A 20,743-nucleotide genomic window follows, 5' to 3' on the forward strand; every position below is an offset into this window, starting at 1 on the left:
TCCATAAATTAACCTGCTTTTGATGTTGGATTGAACATATCAAAATCAGGCAATTACACAATTTTATGTACAGGCTCTCCGGATGGAGTGATACCGGTCACGCCATATCCGTTCACCCTGACCGGTGAGCCAGGTTGCCGTTCCATCTCTGACGACGACCTTTGCGCCTGGTGCTCACACCTTCTGTATCGCCCCGGCGAACTCAGTTTGTGCAGGGTATTTCTGACAGAAGGGCTCTGGCCCTCATGCTGTGATGAGGATGGTTATGCACGGTCCTGCCCGTCACTCCATCTGAATAACGCGTTCTCCGACCAATAAAAGGACATCACATGAACAACATGCTCAATCCCCCCCGCCCCCTGGCTGAATCAACAACGTCACCATGCCCTGAGACGGGCGGCATCACGTGCACACCTGTCCCTGATGAGCAACGTATTGCCTTCTGGCCACTGCACTTCGGGGGCATTCCACAGTGGATAACCCTGGAACCCCGTATCTTCGCGTGGATGGACCGTTTCTGCACGGATTACCAGGGCGGTATCTGGCAGTTTTACACCCTCAGCAACGGCGGGGCCTTTATGGCACCTGAGCCGGATGACGGCGACGATGACCCGTGGACATTATTCAACAGTATGAACAGTAACGATGCGGTCATGAGTGCAGAAGCCGCTGGCATTGCTGTCTGTCTGCTGACATACAGTCATCATGCCTGCCGCACGATGTGCAGCGCCATGACCGGGCATTACGACCGGCTGCGGGATTACGCCCTGCAGCACGCCGAAGCCCGCGCCATTCTCGCCATTATTGACTGAGAAAAAATGGAACACGCTGCACTGTCCCGGCTTGATGCCCTGTGGGACGCGCTGACACAGGTCCCCGTCGAAGAGGATGAGGATGACGTGGTTATCAGCGAACCCTTTTTACACTTTCCGGCAGGCACCGGCATCACGACAGTCTGGGCGTGGTTCGAAACCATGAACCCGGCCTTCACCGTGGCCCATAAGCTGTATGGCAGGCCCCTCTCCCTGCCGCAGTAGCCCCTGCCTCTATTTTTTGTCCACCACTGACCCGCGAGAGCATCATGCCCGTATCATATTCCCTGACATGCAACGCCTTACCGTTAACAACTCAACGGACGGTTAAACGGGCGTTATCTTTACTTGAGCACCACCTGCGCGAGCCGGGTGCGCCTTTCACGTCCACCAGCGCTACCCGTGACTGGCTGCGCCTGCACCTTGCCACACTGGAGCGTGAAGTGTTTATGGTGCTGTATCTCGACAATCAGCATCGCCTTATTGCTCATGAAATCCTGTTCACCGGCACCATCAGCAGCACCGAAGTCCATCCCCGCGAGGCGGTCAAACGCGCCCTGTACTTCAATGCGGCGGCAGTGATAGTCGCGCACAACCACCCTTCCGGTGACCCCACACCCAGCCAGGCAGACCGGTCTGTCACGCAACGCCTTATACAGGCCCTTGCCCTGGTGGACATTCGCCTGCTGGACCATCTGGTTGTCGGCGGTATGGAGATGGTCTCGTTTGCCGAACGCGGCTGGCTATAAGGAGATAACAGCGATGAAAATTATCAGCAAGCGTCAGGCGATGACAATCTACCGTCAGCACCCGCAGTCCCGCTTATTTCGTTTCTGCACCGGGAAATATAAATGGTCCGGCAGCGTCTGCCACTACGCAGGTCGCGAGGTGCAGGATATCAGCGGCGTGCTGGCCGTGTTTGCTGAACGCCGTCAGGACCGCAACGGCCCGTATGTGACCCTGCGTTGTGTCACTCTGAATTAACCCATATTTAAGGAGCGCTACATTGTCGAATAAAACACCAACAGACAGCCACCACACAGAAGCGCCGTGGTGGGGGCTGAAACGCGATATCACCCCGTGCTTTGGCGCACGCCTGGTCCAGGAGGGCAACCGCCTGTATTACCTGGCCGACCGCGCCAGCATTGCCGGGACATTCAGCGACGCAGATTTACGCCATCTGGACCAGGCATTTCCGGTACTGATGAAGCAGATGGAGCTTATGCTGACCAGCAACGAACTCACGCCCCACATTCAGCGCTGCATCACGCTCCACGCAAAAGGGCTGATATGTGAGGCCGATACGCTCGGTTCCTGTGGCTATTTGTATATCGTAATTTATCCGACATCTGCAACAACCGCATAAACCCCGGACGCTTTTCCTTCGTCAAACCAGCCAACAAAGAGTGCAAACCATGCAAATACAATCCCGGCCCCCTCAAAGGGCGGCATCGTCACGTCTGTCATCAGTCGAAATCTGGCAAAAATTACTGGAGTATCTGCTGGAGCAACACTACGGCCTTACCCTCAACGACACACCGTTTGGCAACGACAGTGTGATCCAGAAGCACATTGATGCGGGTATTTCAGTGTGTGACGCGGTGAGTTTTATCGTGGAAAAGTACGACCTGGTGCGTACTGACCGCCCCGGTTTCAGCGTGCAAGAGCCGTCTCCGTTTATCGGCAGCATCGATATGCTCCGCGCCCGGAAGGCTACCGGGCTGATGACCCGCAAGGGATATAAAACCGTTACTGACATCACCAGCGGCAGGTTCAGCGGAGGGAAATAATGACGTTCGCCCTGGTCGCAGAAACCGACACCAGCAGCGATCAGCCTCTCAGGCGCCAGTAAAACGACTGGCGCTTTTATCAGATCTCCATCAGCTGATACAGATGTTCGCTCAGACAGCGCGTATGGCGGTAACACCTTAACGGAGATATCTGTCTGCAGTAGAAGAGGGTGCGGCAGGACGCCGCCAGAACATCGGAAGTCGTATCGTTTGTCAGGAGGGGGCTTAATTCCGGGGCGTTCAGTAAAATGAAACATTTCTCCGGGAGCATGTCACCGGCATTCCCTTTCGGAAAATAGCCGCCCAGATACAGTAACACGGCCAGCAGGCGAAACTGCCGGGTGAGTACCGCTTCGGTGTCCCGGTAATGTGCGGCTATCCACAGGCATTCCCGCAGCATAAATCGCCGGGTCCGTTGGGAGAGGTCACCGCCTTTGTCATACCAGCGTTCGACGATATCCCTGGCAGAGCGAATCGAGTCATCACCCGTTGTCGCTGTTTGCCATGACCGCGCCAGAAGCGTTGCGATATCCATGGATTAACGCCGCTCCTGCGAAACGGCTGCGGGAGTATTGCGGACACCAGGCAGATAAATATTGCGGACCAGCTTCAGGAGGAAAAAGACATCGCTCAGGTTGCTCACGCCGGGTACCAGATGGCGAAAGGCTATCCGCGCACGAAAACGCGCCCGGACCGCCTGCCGGTCACTCACCCTGCGCCGGTAAAGGCCCAGAAAATGGCGGCTTTCCACCAGCGCATGCCTGACCAGCGCTCGTCTGACTGCCCGGTACTGCGTCTGTGCGCTGAGGGCCAGAATATCTGCAATCACGTCGCTATAGCTGACCGCGCGGATATCGTAATAATCCGGGCGGTGGGTAATTGATGTCGGGTTATTCACCCAGAAGTAATCCTGTCTGTCAGAGAAATAAAACCGGCCATCTGCGGCGGCAAGCTGTATCGTCCAGAGAATATCCTTGTGGCTTTTACCTTCCTGGAATCGCAGGTTATGCTCGCGGATATACGCTGAACGGATTATCTGCAGCCACAGGTAATGCGGCCACTCCCTCTGGCTGACGCAATGGCGTATCCATTGTTGACCCGTCAGCGTCTGGCCGTAAGGCTGTCTGCGGTGAACGGGATGCCGCAGATGTCCGGCACTGTCTGTATGCCGGGCATTGAAAAGGACGATATCAGTCTGTGCTTCGCGTGCTGTGCGCAGCCGTTCCTGCAGAAAATCTGCTGCAATCCGGTCATCTGCATCCAGAAACACCACCCATTCACCACGGTGAATCGCCAGTGCAGCATTACGGGCAGCATACACACCCTGATTTTCCTGACGAATGAGAATAAGCCGTTCATCTGTAATGGCGCTGAGTACCGTCCATGTTTCGTCGGTTGAACGTAAGCGTCCAGCGAGAACCGTATTGACGGGGATGGGTTATTCAGTTGGCAGTGTGATGCGCCAGGGGAGTAGTTCGCTGACCCGGTTTATCGGCCAGTCAGCAATGACGTCAAGGACATAACGGAGGTAGCTTTCTGGCTCCACTCCGTTCAGTTTGCATGTCCCGATCAGGCTGTACAGCAGCGCTCCCCGCTCTCCTCCATGATCCGAACCGAAGAACAGGTAGTTTTTGCGGCCCAGGCTGACCATCCGTAGCGCATTCTCAGCTATGTTGTTATCTGCCTCGGCCCAGCCGTCGTCAGTATAGTAAGCCAGCGCCGGCCACTGGTTCAGTACGTACGTGAACGCTTTCGCCAGTTCTGAGTGTCGCGACAGCGTTTTCACCTTTTCACGCAGCCAGCTTTCCAGGGATTTCAGTCGCGGTTTAGCTTTTTGCTGACGTTCTGCAAGGCGTCGCTTCGCCGGCATCCCCCTTATTTCCGCCTCGATGGCATATAACTCACCGATCCGTTTCAGGGCTTCCTCCGTCAGCGCTGACGGGGTGCGAACGTGCACATCGTGGATCTTGCGGCGGGCATGAGCCCAGCAGGCAGCTTCCGTTATCTGTCCATTGCGGTACAGTTCGTTGAACCCGGCGTACGCATCCGCCTGCAGAACACCACTGAACCCCGCAAGATGGGTCCGCGGGTGGATACCTTTTCTGTCCGGGCTGTAAGCGAACCACACTGCCGGCGCCAGCTCTGACCCGGCGTTACGGTCGTCACGAACGTACGTCCACAACCGCCCGGTCTTCGTTTTCTTATTACCTGGCAACAGCACCGGGACAGGCGTGTCATCAGCATGGAGCTTGCCGTCAGTCAGCACATAGTCCTGAAGCGCCCCTTCCAGCGGTGACAGTAGCCGGCAACACGCATCCACCCAGCCCGACAGCAGTGAACGGCTCAGCTCCACACCCTGGCGGGCGTATATTTCAGACTGGCGGTACAGCGGGGTGTGCTCTGCATACTTTGAGGTCAGCACGCGGGCCAGCAGCCCCGGGCCGGCGATACCCCGCTCGATGGGCCGTGAAGGCGCGGCTGCCTGCACGATGGCATCGCACTGAGTACAGGCATGTTTTTCACGTACTGTCCGGATAACCCGGAAGGCGCTGCGCATCAGCTCCAGCTGTTCGGCGGCATCTTCACCCAGGTAACTCAGCGCACCACCACATTCCGGGCAGCATGACGCTGCCGGCAGCAGCCGTTTTTCGTCACGGGGAAGTGATTCAGGGAACGGTTTGCGGGTACGGGTCTGCCGCAGCGGGCGCTGCACGGCCGGGTCATCCACCCGACCGGTAAGGGTATCGCTTTCTTTCTGCAACTGCTTAAGGTCGGCTTCCATCTGCGCGATACGGCGGGAGACTTTTTCGGAGCGGCTGCCGAAGTTCATCCGGCGCAGCTTATCCAGTTGCGCCTGCAGGTGATCTATTTCGCGTTCACGCTCGTTCAGCTTTTCCAGAAGGGCACGGTTCAGCGCCTCCTGTTCGGCAAGGAGACATTTCAGTTCATCGATATCGTCAGGAAGTAAGCTGTTCATACCGGGTATATTACCAGGCTCATTCAGCGTCGACCAGGATAAAGAGGCCTACAACATAGTCAGTGACGTAAGCAGTCTTTTAGGCTGCCGCCAGTCGATACCTTCAAGGAGCATCGCCAGCTGTGCCGGTGTGAGGAACACTTTGCCATCCCGGGCTGACGGCCAGGCGAAGCGGCCGCGCTCCAGCCGTTTGGTCAGCAGACACAGTCCATCGCCGGTAGACCAGAGGAGCTTTACCTGACTGCCATTACGCCCACGGAAGATAAAAACGTGACCTGACATCGGATCGTCTTTCAGCACCGTCTGCACCTTTGCCGCCAGGCCGTTGAAGCCGTTTCTCATATCGGTGATGCCAGCGACCAGCCAGATCTTTGTCCCTGATGGTAATGGGATCAACGTTTGAGCTCCCGTATCAGCAGGTTCAGGATATTTTCGCTGATGGCACCATTCAGACGGAGTGATCCGTGCCGGAACGTCACTTCACAGCTGATATTGAGTGATTCAGGTGCCGCAGCAGCTACAGGTTGTGACCGGGGGGAGGTTGCAGGAACAACATCTTCGGCATCAAGTGTTATCGGGAGCAGCTCAGGCACGCTGTTTTCTGTTGTTGAAGGAGGACGTAGTTTTCCTTCGCGCCAGTACTGGCGCCACTTGAACAGCAAATTATCGTTGATCCCATGCTCACGAGCGAGTTGCGCTACGGAGATCTCTGGTCGATGCGAGAGTTCAACCATTTTGATTTTGAACTCAACGGGATAATTAGGGCTTTTTTTTCGCACTGCGGTTAATGATTTCATGGATAGCGTCCACCATATTTGGTGTCCACTATCCTCTCAGGAATATCAGGATCTGCCAGACGGTGCTGAGACGACGCTTACGGTTGAACCGTCATCCACAACAATGATTTCAGCACTGAGCGTTGTTTCGCCAAGCAGTGTATTGACCAGAGCTCCGATGCTGTCAGCTGCATTGAAGGCAGGAATGATGACGCTGATATCGATGTTGATTTTCATTGCACTAAGGGAATGTAAACAGAGGGAAGGTTCAGCGTTGTCACCACATCAGGGGCAATAACCTGCCGGGTAAGAAACATTATCAGGAAGAGCGTTCAGGTGATTTTCGTGCTGGTGTGGATACCACTCGTTTTTCTCTGATTTCCTGATTAACCACCATCAGACAGTCATCGCAGAATTCTTTATCCAGCCCGAAAATCCGGTCCAGAACGCCTCTTTTCTTGTTACATCTGGCACATCTTTTCATTCCATCACCTGTTGTCGCATTCCGGAACCGTGCCCGCAGGACAAAAGAAAGCCGCCCGCCAGAAGACAGGAAATGAATTAACAAACAATATGTTAAATGATTTTTTGGGAATTTAGCACAGAGACTACCGGGCCGGATAATTCATTTTGCAGATCAATTTTCATAAATCGATCGGTTTAATCGATCATGGTTTCCATCCTGTTTTAGGTACCGTCCCTGGTCCTGATAGATCAACAGCACCCGGCCTGCATGCATTGCGGGTTTTTTTTATTTATGGAGTTTCAACATGCAGAATGAAGCAGAAGTATTAACCGGATATACCGACGTGGTTTGCTCCACCAGCATTGAACGTATCGTCAGCGGACGTAATGCCGCGCTGGCACAGATTGAAGCGCTCATTCAGAACCTTGACGATATCTCAACGCTGACCCGCTGTATCGGCGGTAAAACCGCACTGGACTGGGCCATGAAGCAGGAATTCCGCTATGGTTGCTGGCTGATGGAGAAACCAGAAACAGCGATGAAAGCCATTACCCGTAATCTCGATCGTGGTATATGGCGCGATTTAATGAAAAAGTCAGGGATGCTATCGCTCATGGACGCTCAGGCTCGTGACCAGTGGTACAACAGCCTGGAAAAGGACGATATTCCGGCTGTCAGCGAAGAGAATATTCTCAGCACCTTTGAGCAGTTGCACCAGAGCAAGGCTGAGGTATTCGAGCGCGGAATCATCAATGTGTTTAGAGGGCTGTCGTGGGATTACAAAACCAATAGCCCCTGCAGTTTCGGTAAGAAGATCATCATCAGTAATCTGGTGAGTCACAATCGCTGGGGATTTAGTTTAACCTCGGGCTGGAGACGCAACCAGTTAGTTGATTTGGAGAGAATGTTGCACCTGCTGGATAGTAAGCCTGTCCCTGAAAATCGTGGAGATATCTCAGTACGTCTAATGGAGCATGTTCGAGATAGCCCTCGTCTGCAGAGTTATGAAGATGATCTTTTTAGTATCCGTTATTTTCAAAAAGGTACTGCACATGTGATTTTCAAACGTCTGGACCTAGTTGAAAAGATGAATGACATCGTGGCGAAACACTATCCAAGGATGTTGGCTAAAGAAGACAGCCCCCTCTATTTATTCTGAAGAAGTGGGGTAACTGCTTTTTGCATGGAAATGAAGTAAGATGCCTCAATGCTGCGTGTGAATTACTGACTATTTTTTGTACAAAAAGCAGCAAGGAAAAGCATTTGGGGGTGCGTGTGGGGGGGTGTTAATCACAAGTATTAAATAAGTTGTTATATATCAAATGAATAATCCATTAATGCGACTCCTGTGATCTGCCAAAATGCTCCTATATTCCTTCGAGTTTTTTAATAAAATTTAAGGGTTTGATCTAATGCTTTCAGAACTACTGAAAGCGGGATATCTAGGTTTGATTGCAATTTTGGTCTATTTTTCATACCTGTTAATCATTAACCTAAATAAATCAAATCGTCCTGCAAGTAATATCTTCATAATTTTATCGTTATTTTTTCATGAATTTAATAGCGGGTATTGCGGGTTATAACTGGGGGTTAAAAGAATTAGATGTTGCTACGGTCAGACAAAATACAGCCTCAATTTTGAATGCAAAAATTGACAGATTTTCAAATGACTATAAAGAAAGTACTTTGCCACTTCAAAATGCCCTAAATGACGTAGCAAATGAGCTGAAATACTCTGCTTTCGAAAGTAACCGTGAGTTGCACATGAAAGAAATGGAAAGAATAAATAAGCTAATTCAGGACCGAGAAAATTCATTTTTGGAACAAATAAATAAGTTAAAAAATACTTTTACCGAAACTATCGATAAAAAGTAGATTACCCTTTAGGATTCATCCCTCTTTTAATTAAAGCCTCCCTCGCCAGTTCCTTTAGCCAACTGGCGAGACTGATACCTTCTTCTGCAGCTACGGCGTCAAGTTGTTCCTTCAATGCCGGATCAATACGCATTTTGAACTGCGGCGACTGACCGCCACCTTTTGGTTTTTTTTCGCGCGATATGATTGACATAAGGCCACCTATTCAATCAACGCTCCAGCGGTGTTGGCCCACAGCCGGAGCGTCTAACCTCAACAACTATCAAGGAGTTGATTATGGCTGATTTGCATTCTAACCTGGACTTTACGTCTGCGGGAACCGAACGCCAGTTAATTGTGGGATATCGCCCGCATCATGGCGACACCAGTACGCCGAGTTTGATGCTTTCCGGCAAGTGGCTGCGTGAAGCGGGGTTCGACACCGGACGTCAGGTGAGCGTAAAGGTGATGGACGGTTGCATTGTGCTGATGACAAATAGCGACAAAGAACAAACGCTGGCAGAGGAGTTAAAGCAGGCGAAGCGAGCGTTGAAGGAAATTAAAGGCGCGCTTGCGGCGGCGTGATATCGAATGACCCTGGATGCGGCGTAAAACGCCTTATCCGGGCTACGATCCGTAGCCCCGGTTAGCGCAGCGACACCGGGGTTTCAGTGCCCAATATAGGCGGCAAACATTTATGCCTTTCCCCTGCATCCGCGCCCACAAAAACACTCAAATCATATTCTAATTTTTTGAATGTTATAGGCAAATAGTTTAGATTTTCATCATCGCATGGTCGGTCTATTATTTATCACATCAGGGCGACACGCCCCACTCCGAACAAAATAACTTAAGGAATACGACCATGAAATCCATCAAAATTTTCGTTGCAGTTGCCGCTCTTTCCATGATGTCCTTCGGTGCTTTCGCTCAGAGCGTGACCGCAAGCTCCTCCACCATCGACGGTGCAGAAGCCAAAATTGCCGCCCAGGCACAGCAGGAAGGGGCTTCTTATAAAATTACCGAAGCGACCGTGAACAACGTTGTTCACATGACCGCTGAACTGAGCAAATAAGACCGAATGGTCGCAGAGGGAACTGCCGGACAGGTCGCCGCAAAGCGGGCAGGTTCGCCCTCAAAGAAAACCCTTCAGGCCCCTTCGGGGGCTTTTTTGCGTTTGTGATTTGGCGAGCATTGCGCCACCAGGGAAGTTCCGGATGCGGCGCAAACGCCTTATCCGGGCTACAGTTCGTGCGTTCGGGGTGCTGGCCGGTAGCCCTGGTAAGCGTAGCGCCACCGGGGTTTTTGTACCTGACACGAGTAACGCCAGACATCCACAAAAGAATTATCTGATTTAAATTTTTTATCCTCCCCATATTTGCGAGCGCTATCACGTTAATTAGCGCTAAAAGTGTGATCTGCGCTGTAAATATCTCTGAGATCCCCCTTCTTGTCTTATTCTCTGTCCGGAAGGCAGGACACGATTTAGTATTGTCGTTATTTCAATGCCCTTTTATATTTATCATCACGGATTGCAAGTGGAGCTTATCTGTTCAGAGCTTCTTAATTATTTTTAATCTGTGTAAGGGTAAATAATGCAAATGATTACCTCGCGACAAAACAGATTATTGAAATTTCTTCTTCCCCGAAGGGAATTTATTACCTTGTTAAAAATCGCTGAGTACTTAAATGTCTCGGAAAAAACCATTCAGCGCGATTTACGTATCCTCGAGCCGTGGTTAGCGGAATGGAGTATCGGCATAAATAAACGTGCCGGTGCCGGGGTAATGTTAAGCGCAGATAATATAACGGACCTGTTACACCTCGATCAGTTGTTGGGTGCGGAAGGTGACGATACCGATGGCATGATGAACAATTCCCGGCGCGTGAAAATAGCCTCACAATTATTAAGCGAAACGCCACATGAAACGTCCATTAGCAAATTGTCGGAACGTTATTTTATTAGCAGCGCTTCCATCGTTAATGACCTGAAAGTGATTGAGTCCTGGATTGCCCCGCTGGGACTCACGTTGATTCGCAGCCAGAGCGGAACGCATATCGAAGGCAGCGAGAGTAGCGTGCGCCAGGCAATGGCATCGCTGATTAACGGTGTCATTAACCATAACGAACCGGGCAGCGTGATCTATTCCCGCCTCGACCCGGGGAGTTATAACGCGCTGGTCCATTATTTTGGCGAAGAAGACGTTTTATTCGTTCAGTCATTATTGCAGGAGATGGAAAACGATCTCTGCTGGTCGCTGGGTGAGCCCTATTACGTCAATATCTTCACCCATATTCTGATTATGATGTATCGCATTACGCGCGGCAATGCGCTGCCAAAAAAGGACGATAACGCCAGCGTCTTCGATGAAAACATCTTTTCCGTCGCCAGCCGTATGATTCAGCGTATCGAAACACGCATTGCCCATCCACTGCCGGAAGACGAAGTCTGGTTTATTTATCAATACATTATCTCTTCCGGCGTGGTCATCGAAGAGCATAACGACGTCAGCGTGATTGGCCATATGCACTCCAGCGACGAGGCCCGGCTGATTACACACCGGCTTATCGCGACCTTCGCCGACATGGTCGACATGGTCGACAGCGACTTTAGCCAGGACATCGCCCTGTACGACGGACTGCTCATTCATATCAAGCCGTTGATTAACCGACTCAATTACCAGATTCGCATTCGTAATCCGCTGCTGGACGATATCAAAGGCGAGTTGCAGGACGTCTGGCGGCTGACTCAGTGCGCGGTGAACCGGGTGTTCAGCGGCTGGGGCGAGCAGGTGGTGTCGGAAGATGAAGTTGGTTATTTGACCGTGCATTTCCAGGCGGCGATGGAGCGGCAAATTGCTCGCAAACGCGTGCTGCTGGTCTGTTCGACAGGTATCGGCACGTCGCACCTGCTGAAAAGCCGCATTCTACGCGCCTTCCCAGACTGGACCATCGTAGGCGTGGTCTCCGCAGGGAGCCTACCGTCAATGCTGACGGAGGATATTGAGCTGGTGGTATCGACGATCAATCTGCCCGCCATTGCTCTGCCGGTGGTGTATGTCACCACCTTCTTTAATGATGCCGATATTAAGCGCGTGACGGAAACGGTCATCACGGAAAAATTGCATCGTGCGACGTCTCTGGTCGTCGAAAATTAATCTTTGAATTCCATGAGGTATGATTAATGGACATAACGAAAATCCTGAATATGAATCGCGTTATTTTAGATATGAAGGCCACGAATAAAGCAGAGGCAATTGAAGAACTAACCGACCTGCTGCAAAAAGACGGTGCGATTAATTGCCGGGAAACGTTTATTCAGGATGTCTGGCAACGTGAGTCAGAAGGGTCGACCGGCTTCGAAAATCATATCGCGATACCCCATGGAAAATCATCGGCGGTGGTCAATACCACGCTGGCGATTGGACGCACGCGCCACGATATCCCCTGGGAAACCCTCGATGGCAGTAACGTGCGCTGCATTATTTTGTTTGCTGTACGGCTTGAAGATCAAAACACCACGCATATCCGGTTGTTGTCTCAGGTGGCGGGTGCGCTGGCGGATGAGGAGATTATCGAGCAATTACTGGAAGAGAGTAGTCCACAAAAGATTATTGACTTGTTCAGTCAATATGCTGAATCCGATGTTTTCTAAATAAAAGTGGAGCATGTTATGAATATTGTTTGTGTTGCTGCCTGTACGGCGGGAATTGCACATACGTATATTGCCCGCGAGAAGTTAATTAAAGGCGCGAAAGCGCTCGGGCATAATATTAAAGTGGAAACTCAGGGCACTATTGGTACTGAAAATGAATTACTGGTGGAAGATATTTCCGCAGCCGACGTCGTTATTCTTGCGGTCGATGTCAAAATAAAAGGAGAAGAGCGCTTCATTAATAAACGCATCGTGCGAGTTAAGACCGAAATTGTTATTAAATCACCCGTTCAGTTTCTTGAAAAGGTCGAAAAATCATTAGCTAATGCATGATCCTTATTCGGAGGGATCTCACATGAGTGAAAATAAAGTTCCTGTTTCGCAGGAAATTAAAAGACATCTTTTGACGGGCATCTCGTGGATGATTCCGTTAATTGTGGCGGCAGGGATCTGTATTGCCCTCGGCCAGGTAATCGGCGGCACAAACGTTGGCGAAAAAACGGGCACCATTCCCTGGATGCTCAATCAGATTGGCGGCTGGGGAATGGGGTTGATTGTCCCCCTGATCAGCGCCGCGATTGCCTATTCCATTGCTGATCGTCCCGGATTCGCGCCGGGCCTGATTGTCGGCTTTGTCTGCGGGCAAATTCATACCGGGTTTATCGGCGGGATGTTGGGCGGTTTCCTGGTGGGCTACACCGTCCTGCTGCTTAAACATTACATTCGCCTGCCGAAATCGATGCAAGGTCTGATGCCCATAATGGTGCTGCCGGTGCTGAGCACCATTATTGGCGGCCTGCTGATGATGACCCTGATCGGCAAGCCCATCGCCTGGCTGCAGGACGCGCTGATCCACATGCTGGAGTCGATGCAGGGCGGCTCACGCTTCCTGATGGGGGCCATCCTCGGGGCGATGGCGACGTTCGACTTCGGCGGCCCGGTGAACAAAACCATGTCGCTGTTCGCCGATGGGCTGCTGGTGAGTGGTGTATACGGGCCAGAAGCGGTGAAGTTTGTCGGCTCCATTATTCCCCCGTTCGGCATCACCCTCTCGTTCCTGCTGACGCGCCACAAATATACCCGCGCTGAACGTGAAGCGTTAAAAGCGGCCTTCCCGATGGGGATCTGCATGATTACCGAAGGGGTTATCCCGATTGCGGCGCGCGACCTGCTGCGCGTGGTCGGCTCCTGTGTGGTGGCCTCGGCAGTTGCGGGTGGTCTGATCATGGTGTGGGGCGTAGAAAGCCCGGTGCCGCACGGTGGCATGTTCGTGGTCCCGCTGTTTACCCATCCGCTGCTGTTCTGCCTGGCGCTGGGGATCGGCACGGTTATCTGCGGCGTGATGCTGTCGCTGTGGAAGAAACCGGTGACCGAACGTGACGAAGAGTTTGACGAACTCAGCGAGAAAAAGCTGAAAGACGAAGAGATCACCTTCACCCTGGAATAAACGGAGACCCTATGTTTGCCGATATGAAAAGCATGGTGACCAAAGCCTGGCGCGAACACTATGCGCTGCTCGCCATCAACTGTATGAACATGGAAACCGCCCGTGCCGCGGTGCGGGTTGCCGAGAAGCACCGTGCGCCAATCATCCTGAACCTGTATCAGGGGCATTTGGCCCATTTCCCGGCACCGGTTGCCGTGGCGGTGGTGAAAGCGCTGGCAGAGGAGGCCACGGTGCCGATCACGCTGGCACTGGACCACGGGAAAGATCCGCTGCGCATTCGCCAGGCGTTTCGCGCCGGGTTCAGCGGACTGATGATCGACGCGTCTGCCTTCCCGCTGGAAGAGAACATCCGCCAGACCCGCGCGGTGGTTGAGCTGGCTGCCAGCGCCGGGTTGTGTGTGGAAGGGGAGCTGGGCCATCTGGCCGATGCGCCGCGCTACGACCACGCCACCAATGCGGATCTGATGACCCAGGCCGCCGACGTTGAGCCGTTTATCCAGCAGACCGGGATTGATCTGCTGGCGGTGTCAGTCGGCACCGCGCACGGCATGTACGCCCCCGGCATCACGCCTGCCATCGATTTTCAGCGCCTGGAAGAGGTGGCCCGTAAATCGACGGTGCCCCTGGCATTGCACGGCGGCAGCGGTACCCCGTTTGACCAGATGCAGCGTTGCCCGGCCTTTGGCGTCGCCAAGATCAACGTCGGTGCCGCGGTGTTTGAAGCCGGGAAAGCCGCGCTACTGCATACCCTGTGTCATGACAACTCTCGCGAACTGGTGGATGTGCTGATGGCCATGGAGCAGGCCAGCGAGGAAGCCATTATCCCGTATCTGCAGGCCAGCGGCGCCATCGGCAAAGCCTGATCCATTTTTCTGTCACGCCTTCTATGCCTCTGCAACGACGCACCGGCAGGGCTTGCTACACCCTGAAACTGGAGAATTAACATGTTAATTTCAATGAAAGAGTTACTGAAACCCACCCGCCAACACGGTTTCGCTATTGGTGCGTTCAACGTGGCGGACAGCTGCTTTATCCGCGCGGTGGTGGAAGAAGCGGAAGCCACCAACACGCCTGCCATTATCTCCATCCACCCGAGCGAGCACGATTTTGTCGGGGATACCTTTTTCAGCTATGTCCGCGATATCACGATGCGCAGCCCGGTACCGTTCACCCTGCACCTGGACCACGGCGCGTCGGTCGAGCATGTGTTGCGGGCAATCCAGTGTGGATTCACCTCGGTGATGATCGACGGCTCGCTGCTGCCCTATGAGGAGAACGTGACGCTGACCAAAGAGGTGGTGCGCCTGGCGCATGCGGTGGGTGTTTCGGTGGAAGGAGAGTTGGGCACCATCGGCCAGACGGGCACGTCTGTGGAAGGCGGCGTGTCGAAAGTGACCTATACCGACCCGGCCCAGGCGGAAGATTTTATTGCCCGTACCGGGGCAGACACCCTGGCGGTGGCGATCGGTACGGCGCACGGCATTTACCCGAAAGGGATGCAGCCGAAACTACAAATGAACATTCTGCGCGATATTGCCGGGCGTCTGGATATTCCGCTGGTGCTGCACGGTGGTTCGGCCAACCCGGATGCGGAAATCGCCGAGTCGGTGACCCTGGGCGTGGGCAAAATCAACATTTCCAGCGACATGAAGTACGCCTACTTCCAGAAAGTGCGTGAGATCCTCGCCAGAGAAACCTGGTGGGATCCGAACGTGATCTATCCGGATGCGATCAACGCCGCGCGGGATGTGATCCGCCACAAAATGAAGCTGTTTGGATCGACCGGGAAAGCGTCACTCTACTAAGGTCATCGAGGCGGGTTCGCCCGCCTCTTTCGCAACAAGGAAAGGGATATGGACTACCTGGGGCTGGATATCGGCGGCACAAAAATCGCGGCGGTGGTGATGGATGCGCAGGGGCGGGAAATGGCCCGTTATCGCTGCCCGACGCTGAAAGCGAGCTATTCGCAGTTTGTGGAATCGGTGGTCGCCTTTATCGATCAGATTCGCCATGACAGGCAGCAGCCGATGATGACGGGGATTGCCCTGCCGGGCAGCGTCTCGCCGCTGAGCGGGCTGATTAAAAACTCGAATATTCAGGTGATTAATGGCCGTGCGTTGCAGACGGATCTCCAGCAGTTACTGGGGCAGACGGTGGTGATGGCGAACGACGGCAACTGCTTTGCCTTGTCGGAAGCCTGCGACGGTGCGGGGCAGCAGCATGAGGTGGTGTTTGGTATTACGCTCGGCACCGGCTGCGGCTGCGGGATAGCCATCAATCGCCAGCCATTCGTTGGCGCGTGGGGGAATGCCGCCGAGTGCGGGCATATCACCCTGCCGGGCTACAGCGAGCAGCACGACGGGCCGCCAACACGCTGTTACTGCGGGAAAGACAACTGCGTGGAGTCGTTTGTTTCGGGAACGGGCATCAGTGAGCGCTACCAGCTTCTTAGCAGGCAGCATCTGTCGGGCGATGCGATTGTGGCGCTGGCGCAGCAGGGTGAGCCCAACGCCGTGCGGCAGGTGGCGCGGTTTCGCCAGCAGCTTGCCCGCACGCTGGCGACGGTGGTGAACCTGCTCGACCCCGGCGTGATTGTGATTGGCGGCGGGCTGTCGAATGCGGCATTGCTTATCGCGAACCTGGACGCCGACGTGGCCCCCTTCGTTTTTACCGATCATTTCTCCACCCCCATCGTGAAAGCCCATCACGGCGACAGCAGCGGCATGCGCGGCGCTGCCTGGCTTGCCATTCGAACCGGGAGAACAGAATGAAACGTTCACAGATTAACTATGCCATTGATAAAGCTCATGCCATCGCCGAGACGTTCCGGGTGTGTTTGCCGGAGTTTGCATTTTTTACCGCCGATGCCTGGCGAAAGCAGCCGCTGGAGGAGTGGGCTGAGGTGCTGGACCTGCAACTGGGCTGGGATATCACCGATTTTGGCCGGGGTGATTTCGGCAAGATTGGCCTGACGCTGCTGACGTTACGTAACGGCGCGCTGAATTCGAGCGCGTACCCGAAGCCGTATGCCGAAAAGATGCTGCAAATTCAGCAGGAACAGCAGACGCCGTGGCATTTTCATAGCCATAAGATGGAAGACATTCTGAACCGGGGCGGCGGTGATTTGTGTATGCAGCTCGGCTGGGCGACGGATGAGGCGCTGTTTGACGAGCGGCGAACGGTAGAGGTGCGCGTGGACGGGCGGCGACGGACGTTTAAGCCCGGCGAGACACTGGTGTTAAAACCGGGGCAGGGGGTGTGCCTGCCGCCGCGTTTGTATCACCGTTTCTGGGCCGAGAAAGCGTTTGTGCTCGGCTGGGAGATTTCGATGGTGAATGACGATAAGCGCGATAACCATTTTCTCGAACCCGGCGGGCGTTTCCCGGCCATCGACGAGGATGTGCCCGTGAAGTGGCTGTTATGCAATGAGTATGACCGTTTGAATGTGACGTGATTTTCCCGGATGCGGCGCGTTTTTCTCCCTCTCCCTTTTAGGGAGAGGACGGGGTGAGGGTTGTTGGCTGCGCTGTTGCCGGATTCCCGGATGCGGCGTAAACGCCTTATCCGGGCTACGCATCGTGCCGACGCGCCACCGGGGAAAATGGGTTACGGCGCTGGCGCGGTAGCTTCACCGCCTGACACCACGCCGCCGTGCATACTCTGCTTCACCTGCTGTTGCTGGGCATTCACGGCGGATAACTCGCCATCAACCGTTGGTTTTAACGGCGCGTCGGCCTGAATGCGGCCCGTGGCGCTCAATTGCAAATTACCGTCGCCGCTAATGGGCAATGCTGGCCATCCCCACTGCTCCAGCACGTTCACGGGCACACCGCGTCCGTTCAGACTCACGCGTGTGGTACGCTCCGGCGTCTGCCCAACCACGGCGGTGGCTTCCAGCATCCCTTTCTCGGTAAAAGCGCTCAACTCGGTAATATTCACCGAACTGCCGTTGGCGCTTAAACCCAGCGACGGCCTGCGCACATCCACCCGGTTAAAGGTTGCGGCGGCGGCATTGAGCTTCACATCGCCATTCCACACGCCCCATTTGTGGTCACGCGCCAGCTGCACGTTGGTGCCGTAGCCATCCAGCGATGTCAGCTGCCACGGGAATGCCGGGTCGATATCAATCACCAGGTTGCGGCTGGCGCTGAACTTGGTCAGCGTCACGCTGTTCAGCCAGTCTGGCAGAGTATCCATCCACAGCTGTTTCCAGTTGGCGGGCAGCGTATATTCCAGCCCGACGATGGCCGCGTCGTTCAGCACCAGCGCTTTACCGCTACGCATCCAGTAGCCGGACGTGCGTACCATCCCGTTTTCCCAGCGGGTAGTGAACTGCTGCATTGCAATGCCCGCCGGGGTAAATTCGGCGTTCACAATCGGGTCGTAGAAGTGCAGCGAACCGTAGATAAACTCATTGGCGTTCATCGACAGCTGACCGTCATCCGTGTGCCAGTCGCCTTTAGTAAGCGTCAGATTGCGCAGCGTCAGGTCCAGATCGGCAATCGCCCACTCCGGCCCCTGCAGGCGCGCATCGGTCACATCCAGCCGCCCGATTTGCAGCGACGGCAAGGTGGTGAGCGGGGCAAGGAAATCTTTCAGCGATTTATCGCTCTGCAGGCGAATATCGGTCAGCCGCAGGTTATCCACCACCCAGCCGCCATCCGCATCGCGCCGGGCATTCCCGGTCAGCGAACCGCGCGCCATATCCGCGCCAATGGTGGTTAACGTCACGGTCCCTTTATCGATGCTGCCCTGAATCAATACGTTGCTGGCCGGCACGCCGTTAAGGGTCATCGAGCCTGCGCTCATCTGAATTTGCGCCTGAGTACCGAGTACGTTGCCCTCGACAGGCTGCCAGGGGCTTACGCCGCCGGTAACGCGTTGCGCACTCAAATCCCAGCCGGTCGCCGGGCTGTTAAAGGCCATATTGCTCAGTTGCAGGCGGTCTGCCTGGAAGGGGAGCGGCGCGGTAGCCGGAGAAAGATTCAGCGTACCGTCCTGCAGCAAAATGGTGTCGGTGTGCAGCGGATCGGTAATCTGGCGGCTGCTCAGGCCAATATCCACCGCTTTGGCGACCAGTGTGGCGGGCTGCCCTTTGCGGCCAAAATTGACGTTGCGTAACAGAACGTGGGACGGGGAGGAAAACTGGTGATCAATGGCCTCAACGGTGAGGTGATACTGGCTCTTTTCGTTTACCCAGTTACTGACCTGCATGGCACCCCAGCGGGTCTGCAGCAGGAAATAACAGGCCACTATCGCCAGCAGCAGGACGACAATGACGAAAATTAGCAGCTTTCCAATAAATTTCATGATCTTCCACCCTCGTAAACCCGTACAGGAGTTATGCACGATTTATGCGCATAGCTCAAGGTTCGAATGATGAAAGAGCATTACAGAGGCAACGGAACGGCTCCGTTGCCTCTGGGGGGATTACTGCTTATCGGCAGGGAAAACCAGGTTCAGTACGATAGCGGTGATACCACCCGCGGCGATGCCGGAAGAGAGCAGGTTTTTCAGCCAGTCAGGGGCGAATTGCAGAATCATTGGCTGCTGGGAAACCCCAAGGCCAACGGCCAGCGACAGGGCGATGATCATGATGGCGCGGCGGTTCAGCGGCTCGCGGGACACGATACGCACACCGGATGCGGCGATAGTACCGAACATGACCAGCGTTGCGCCGCCGAGTACCGGCTCAGGCAACTGCTGAACGAAGGCTGCGACGGCCGGGAACAGGCCCATCACCATCAGCATCACGGCAACGAAGAAGCCGATATAACGGCTGGCAACACCCGTCAGCTGAATCACGCCGTTGTTCTGGCCGAAGCAGGAGTTCGGGAAGGTGTTGAACACCGCAGAAACAAAGGAGTTCAGGCCGTTTGCCAGTACGCCGCCTTTCAGGCGATTCATGTACACCGGGCCGGAAACCGGCTGCTCGGAGACGTCAGACGTTGCGGTGATATCGCCGATGGTTTCCAGCGAGGTGATCATAAACACTAGCATCAGCGGCAGCAGCATGTTCCAGTCGATGCTCAGGCCGTAATACAGCGGCGTTGGGATCATAAAGCTGCTGCTCGGCGCGTTATAAGCCGGGAGCATGCCCATCATCATGGCAACGACGTAACCGACAGCCATCGCAATCACCAGGGAGGCGATACGCAGGTACGGGTTACGCTGACGGTTCAGCAGGATGATGATGGCCAGAACGATACCTGCCAGCAGCAGGTTTTTCGGTGCGCCGAAGGTGTGGTTCGCCATCGCGCCAAAGCCACCGCCAACGGACGTCAGGCCGACCTGAATTAGCGACAGGCCGATAATCATCACCACCACGCCAGAGACCAGTGGGGTGATGATGCGGCGGGCAAACGGCAGAATGCGGGAGATAACCATCTCGGTGCAGCTTGCCAGCATCAGGGAACCGAACAGTGCGGCCATCATCGTTGGCACATCGGCACCGCCGGTTTTCAGTGCGGTACCGCCCATGATCAGCGGCGCAACGAAGTTGAAGCTGGTGCCCTGAATAGACAGCAGGCCGGAACCAACCGGACCCCAGGCTTTAATCTGGATAATGGATGCGACGCCGGACGCGAACAGCGACATGCTGATGATGTGCTGCGTATCCTGAGCCGGTAAACCCAGCGCCTGACAAATCAGCAGGCCTGGCGTGATAACGCCAACAAACATCGCCAGCAGGTGCTGCAGCGCGGCAAAAATGGTTTGCGCCAGCGGCGGGCGGTCTTCAAGGCGGTAGATCAGTTCACTGGGTTGGGTGTGCGCAACCGTTTGCGCATTTTCGGACTCGATGGTGTTGACAGACATCGCAAACAATCCCCTGATGGAAAAGCGGAGATTCTAGCGGACTGTTTGGTAAAAGCAAACGGTTGCTAAACAATAAAACGTACTTTTATAAAGAATGTTGAGTGCGGCAAATTGGGTTCTAAGGCCTACGGATTTTGGTTGGTCTGGGCA

Annotated in this window: 26 protein-coding genes and 1 pseudogene; 18 read left to right on the forward strand and 9 right to left on the reverse strand. The window is 54.4% G+C overall.

Annotated elements, in window-relative coordinates; all coding sequences use genetic code 11:
* The first annotated feature begins 329 nt into the window (after window positions 1-329).
* Genes ACSZPU_RS07910 through ACSZPU_RS07935 form a run of 6 tightly spaced genes read left to right on the forward strand, consistent with a single transcriptional unit; the run spans window position 330 to window position 2,602 of the window.
* Complete coding sequence (locus tag ACSZPU_RS07910) at window positions 330-812, forward strand: antirestriction protein (RefSeq protein WP_498997277.1); 483 nt, start codon at window positions 330-332, stop codon at window positions 810-812.
* A 6-nt stretch (window positions 813-818) separates the two neighbouring features.
* Window positions 819-1,037: a hypothetical protein gene (locus ACSZPU_RS07915; protein WP_498997279.1), complete on the forward strand. Its 219-nt coding sequence runs from the start codon at window positions 819-821 to the stop codon at window positions 1,035-1,037.
* A 44-nt stretch (window positions 1,038-1,081) separates the two neighbouring features.
* On the forward strand, window positions 1,082-1,561 hold the full coding sequence (radC, locus tag ACSZPU_RS07920) for a RadC family protein (RefSeq protein WP_498997281.1): 480 nt from the start codon (window positions 1,082-1,084) through the stop codon (window positions 1,559-1,561).
* 13 nt (window positions 1,562-1,574) lie between these two features.
* On the forward strand, window positions 1,575-1,796 hold the full coding sequence (locus tag ACSZPU_RS07925) for a DUF987 domain-containing protein (RefSeq protein WP_103281213.1): 222 nt from the start codon (window positions 1,575-1,577) through the stop codon (window positions 1,794-1,796).
* Window positions 1,797-1,818: 22 nt separating this feature from the next.
* Complete coding sequence (locus tag ACSZPU_RS07930; RefSeq protein ID WP_498997284.1) at window positions 1,819-2,178, forward strand: type IV toxin-antitoxin system YeeU family antitoxin; 360 nt, start codon at window positions 1,819-1,821, stop codon at window positions 2,176-2,178.
* 49 nt (window positions 2,179-2,227) lie between these two features.
* Window positions 2,228-2,602 (forward strand): TA system toxin CbtA family protein, encoded by a 375-nt coding sequence (locus ACSZPU_RS07935; RefSeq protein WP_498997286.1) that lies wholly within the window; start codon window positions 2,228-2,230, stop codon window positions 2,600-2,602.
* A 79-nt stretch (window positions 2,603-2,681) separates the two neighbouring features.
* On the opposite strand, the gene ACSZPU_RS07940 is transcribed toward ACSZPU_RS07935, so the two are convergent.
* The 6 genes and pseudogenes from ACSZPU_RS07940 to ACSZPU_RS07965 all read right to left on the reverse strand — a co-directional run.
* The gene (locus ACSZPU_RS07940) at window positions 2,682-3,137 is read right to left on the reverse strand and encodes a hypothetical protein (RefSeq protein WP_498997288.1); all 456 of its coding nucleotides are present in this window, start codon (window positions 3,135-3,137) and stop codon (window positions 2,682-2,684) included.
* A gap of 3 nt (window positions 3,138-3,140) precedes the next feature.
* Window positions 3,141-4,037, reverse strand: coding sequence for a glycosyltransferase (locus ACSZPU_RS07945; protein ID WP_498997357.1), 897 nt, complete (start codon window positions 4,035-4,037; stop codon window positions 3,141-3,143).
* A gap of 3 nt (window positions 4,038-4,040) precedes the next feature.
* Window positions 4,041-5,579, reverse strand: a complete 1,539-nt coding sequence (locus ACSZPU_RS07950; protein WP_498997291.1) for an IS66-like element ISKpn24 family transposase — start codon at window positions 5,577-5,579, stop codon at window positions 4,041-4,043.
* Window positions 5,580-5,627: 48 nt separating this feature from the next.
* Window positions 5,628-5,975 carry an IS66 family insertion sequence element accessory protein TnpB gene (tnpB, locus tag ACSZPU_RS07955; RefSeq protein ID WP_116835813.1) on the reverse strand — a complete coding sequence of 116 codons (348 nt, stop codon included), beginning with the start codon at window positions 5,973-5,975 and terminating at the stop codon, window positions 5,628-5,630.
* Window positions 5,972-6,376 (reverse strand): IS66-like element accessory protein TnpA, encoded by a 405-nt coding sequence (gene tnpA, locus ACSZPU_RS07960; protein ID WP_102097377.1) that lies wholly within the window; start codon window positions 6,374-6,376, stop codon window positions 5,972-5,974. The genes tnpB and tnpA overlap by 4 nt, the downstream gene beginning before the upstream one ends.
* 81 nt (window positions 6,377-6,457) lie before the next feature.
* Window positions 6,458-6,592 (reverse strand): annotated as a pseudogene (locus ACSZPU_RS07965) (glycosyltransferase); the annotation flags it as partial.
* A gap of 533 nt (window positions 6,593-7,125) precedes the next feature.
* Between ACSZPU_RS07965 and ACSZPU_RS07970 the strand changes: the two are divergent.
* Window positions 7,126-7,980, forward strand: a complete 855-nt coding sequence (locus tag ACSZPU_RS07970; protein ID WP_498997294.1) for a DUF4942 domain-containing protein — start codon at window positions 7,126-7,128, stop codon at window positions 7,978-7,980.
* A gap of 392 nt (window positions 7,981-8,372) precedes the next feature.
* The gene (locus tag ACSZPU_RS07975; protein ID WP_498997296.1) at window positions 8,373-8,696 is read left to right on the forward strand and encodes a hypothetical protein; all 324 of its coding nucleotides are present in this window, start codon (window positions 8,373-8,375) and stop codon (window positions 8,694-8,696) included.
* 1 nt (window position 8,697) lies between these two features.
* Here the strand turns inward: ACSZPU_RS07975 and ACSZPU_RS07980 are convergent, their stop codons facing one another.
* The gene (locus tag ACSZPU_RS07980; RefSeq protein WP_498997298.1) at window positions 8,698-8,889 is read right to left on the reverse strand and encodes a toxin-antitoxin system HicB family antitoxin; all 192 of its coding nucleotides are present in this window, start codon (window positions 8,887-8,889) and stop codon (window positions 8,698-8,700) included.
* An 83-nt stretch (window positions 8,890-8,972) separates the two neighbouring features.
* Here ACSZPU_RS07980 and ACSZPU_RS07985 point away from each other — a divergent pair, with 83 nt between their 5' ends.
* The 10 genes from ACSZPU_RS07985 to ACSZPU_RS08030 all read left to right on the forward strand — a co-directional run bounded on the left by ACSZPU_RS07985 (window position 8,973) and on the right by ACSZPU_RS08030 (window position 17,231).
* Window positions 8,973-9,260 carry a SymE family type I addiction module toxin gene (locus ACSZPU_RS07985; RefSeq protein ID WP_498997302.1) on the forward strand — a complete coding sequence of 96 codons (288 nt, stop codon included), beginning with the start codon at window positions 8,973-8,975 and terminating at the stop codon, window positions 9,258-9,260.
* Between the two features lie 280 nt (window positions 9,261-9,540).
* Complete coding sequence (locus ACSZPU_RS07990) at window positions 9,541-9,750, forward strand: YdgH/BhsA/McbA family protein (RefSeq protein WP_498997304.1); 210 nt, start codon at window positions 9,541-9,543, stop codon at window positions 9,748-9,750.
* 520 nt (window positions 9,751-10,270) lie between these two features.
* The gene (locus tag ACSZPU_RS07995) at window positions 10,271-11,833 is read left to right on the forward strand and encodes a BglG family transcription antiterminator (RefSeq protein ID WP_498997307.1); all 1,563 of its coding nucleotides are present in this window, start codon (window positions 10,271-10,273) and stop codon (window positions 11,831-11,833) included.
* 26 nt (window positions 11,834-11,859) lie between these two features.
* On the forward strand, window positions 11,860-12,330 hold the full coding sequence (locus tag ACSZPU_RS08000) for a PTS sugar transporter subunit IIA (RefSeq protein ID WP_498997310.1): 471 nt from the start codon (window positions 11,860-11,862) through the stop codon (window positions 12,328-12,330).
* An 18-nt stretch (window positions 12,331-12,348) separates the two neighbouring features.
* Window positions 12,349-12,663 carry a PTS fructose transporter subunit IIB gene (locus ACSZPU_RS08005; RefSeq protein ID WP_079496886.1) on the forward strand — a complete coding sequence of 105 codons (315 nt, stop codon included), beginning with the start codon at window positions 12,349-12,351 and terminating at the stop codon, window positions 12,661-12,663.
* A gap of 22 nt (window positions 12,664-12,685) precedes the next feature.
* Window positions 12,686-13,777 (forward strand): PTS fructose transporter subunit IIC, encoded by a 1,092-nt coding sequence (locus ACSZPU_RS08010; RefSeq protein WP_498997313.1) that lies wholly within the window; start codon window positions 12,686-12,688, stop codon window positions 13,775-13,777.
* Window positions 13,778-13,788: 11 nt separating this feature from the next.
* Complete coding sequence (locus ACSZPU_RS08015; protein ID WP_498997316.1) at window positions 13,789-14,640, forward strand: class II fructose-bisphosphate aldolase; 852 nt, start codon at window positions 13,789-13,791, stop codon at window positions 14,638-14,640.
* Window positions 14,641-14,721: 81 nt separating this feature from the next.
* Window positions 14,722-15,582: a ketose-bisphosphate aldolase gene (locus ACSZPU_RS08020; RefSeq protein ID WP_498997318.1), complete on the forward strand. Its 861-nt coding sequence runs from the start codon at window positions 14,722-14,724 to the stop codon at window positions 15,580-15,582.
* A 48-nt stretch (window positions 15,583-15,630) separates the two neighbouring features.
* Window positions 15,631-16,548, forward strand: a complete 918-nt coding sequence (locus ACSZPU_RS08025; protein WP_498997320.1) for an ROK family protein — start codon at window positions 15,631-15,633, stop codon at window positions 16,546-16,548.
* Complete coding sequence (locus ACSZPU_RS08030) at window positions 16,545-17,231, forward strand: D-lyxose/D-mannose family sugar isomerase (protein ID WP_498997322.1); 687 nt, start codon at window positions 16,545-16,547, stop codon at window positions 17,229-17,231. The genes ACSZPU_RS08025 and ACSZPU_RS08030 overlap by 4 nt, the downstream gene beginning before the upstream one ends.
* A gap of 152 nt (window positions 17,232-17,383) precedes the next feature.
* On the opposite strand, the gene ACSZPU_RS08035 is transcribed toward ACSZPU_RS08030, so the two are convergent.
* Window positions 17,384-19,087: an AsmA family protein gene (locus ACSZPU_RS08035; protein ID WP_498997324.1), complete on the reverse strand. Its 1,704-nt coding sequence runs from the start codon at window positions 19,085-19,087 to the stop codon at window positions 17,384-17,386.
* 120 nt (window positions 19,088-19,207) lie between these two features.
* The gene (locus ACSZPU_RS08040; RefSeq protein WP_498997327.1) at window positions 19,208-20,593 is read right to left on the reverse strand and encodes a uracil-xanthine permease family protein; all 1,386 of its coding nucleotides are present in this window, start codon (window positions 20,591-20,593) and stop codon (window positions 19,208-19,210) included.
* Window positions 20,594-20,743: the final 150 nt, after the last annotated feature.

The sequence above is a fragment of the Phytobacter sp. V69 genome (assembly GCF_965644215.1).
Lineage (GTDB): Bacteria > Pseudomonadota > Gammaproteobacteria > Enterobacterales > Enterobacteriaceae > Phytobacter.